The 1,936-nt window shown below is 46.3% G+C and carries 1 protein-coding gene; it reads right to left on the reverse strand.

Going from position 1 to position 1,936, the window contains the following annotated elements:
* Positions 1–113: 113 nt before the first annotated feature.
* A complete protein-coding gene (gene ltrA / locus BCT11_RS03055; protein WP_102387056.1) occupies positions 114–1,586 on the reverse strand; it encodes a group II intron reverse transcriptase/maturase in 1,473 nt (490 codons plus the stop codon).
* Positions 1,587–1,936 lie beyond the last annotated feature (350 nt).

Raw genomic sequence — 1,936 nt, forward strand, 5'->3', positions numbered from 1 at the left:
TTGTCGAGTAGACGACACCTGTTACCAAGTGCCGTCCCTCTAAGAACCCAGCGTGCAACTTTCACCGCACTAGGCTCAAGCCTTCACTAAGGCACCGATTGGCACCCAGCAACTTATAAAGCAGTGAGAGCAGGTTCATGCCACGAGTTACGGCATTGCCTCTTTGATTTTCTCTTTGCCAAGTATTCTTGGTATTGAGGATCAAAAGGCGTAGCGGCACTCCTGATTTTCACATGTCTCTCTATTGGCACCTTGGCTATTTGAAACAGATTGAACTGACAATCCATATTCATGATCTTCTGCCAACCGTGAAATTGCCATTGACCTTGACGGTTGATGAAGTATTTAAGCGCGATCCAAGTTCTGGATTTTGTTGGATGACGCCTTTTAGCCCAGTGCCATAACGTATGGAATAGCTTGTGACCTACATATCCGAACACCTGTTTAACCACGCAGTGTCGATAGTAATTCGACCAGCCCCTGAGTTTCGGATTTATCAACTTGATAAGATCATTAACGGGGATGGTTGCGTGCTTCTTGATGAGTTCGCGCAAATTACTTAGGAACAGTAGCGTGTTGGATTTGCTCGGCTTAATGAGCAATTTCCCTTTGTACTTCCTATGATTAAAACCTAGGAAATCAAAACCACTACTGATGTGGGTAATGTGCGTTTTCTCTTCGGAGAGTGTTAAGCCTCTTTCCGCTAAGAAATCAGCGATCAACGGTTTGATATCGTTCTCTAACACTTCCTTTGAAGCGCAAGTGACGACGAAATCGTCGGCGTATCCAATAAAGTTGGCTCTTGCGCCCTTTTTGAGCGCGGTAGACTTTATGCGTTGCTCAAGCCCTGCAAGAGTCATTAGCATCAAGGTGGGGGATATAACCCCGCCTTGAGGTGTTCCCTCATCTGTACGATAGAACAGCCCTTTGTCCATAAAACCAGACTTTAGCCATTGTTCCAACATACGTTTATCGACGGCAATGTTATCCATTAACCATTGATGTCCGATCTTGTCGAAACAAGCTTTGATATCTCCCTCAAGAACCCATTGTGCAGATTTCTTTAGCGCCAGACATTTGAAGCACTGAGCGATTGCATCGGCAGTACTGCGGTTTGGTCTAAATCCATAACTATTAGGGTCGGCAAGTGTTTCTGATACTGGCTCTAGTGCAAGAAGATGAAGCGCTTGCTGCGCTCTGTCGACCATGCACGGGATACCAAGTGGTCTGAGCTTACCGTTTTTCTTGGGGATGTAGATACGCTTGAGCGGTTTGGCTTGATAAGCTTTTCTGCTCAATTGATTGACTGCTTTCATGCGGCGCGTATCCGTGCTCCAGATGACGCCGTCTATTCCTCGCGTTTTACTGCCTTTGTTTTGTGATACCCGCTTAACAGCAAGAAGTTTTGCCGAACGCGAGTGAGTTAGTATCCACTGCAACGCTTTCGCTTTGCTGTGTTTACCTTCTCGTGTTGCCTTTGCAATACGCATCTGAAGCTTTAAGACATGGGTTTCAACGGCTTTCCAGTTTATGGTCTGCCATTGAGCACTGCTAGGAGAGGCACTAATCTCTTTTGAAATCATCATTTGCGTTTCTCCTTGAATAAAGTTCTTCAAATTCTCTTGCAACGGAAGACCAGTCGGAAGTCAGCTCACTTTCGTGCCAGATAGAGACCTGTATCTGCATCGTTACAATGCAGCCTTCGCTTTTTCCAACATCCTCTACCTGCATCAATGTCGGTCGCAGAGACTTTCCCAGTGGGAGTGATACAGGCTTACCGTGTTCCGTATGTCGCGCAATGTCAGGGTAGATGCCCGCTATGGTGCGGAGAGCTCAACGATCACGAAAGAGCATGGGGCAATCTCTTTCCGACTCTCTTGCCTTTTGGCTACAGCGTATTAACCACTTCCGCTGTTTCATCATATAACGCACCTTA

Source organism: Vibrio sp. 10N.222.52.B12 (assembly GCF_002875385.1).
GTDB classification, from domain to species: domain Bacteria; phylum Pseudomonadota; class Gammaproteobacteria; order Enterobacterales; family Vibrionaceae; genus Vibrio; species Vibrio jasicida.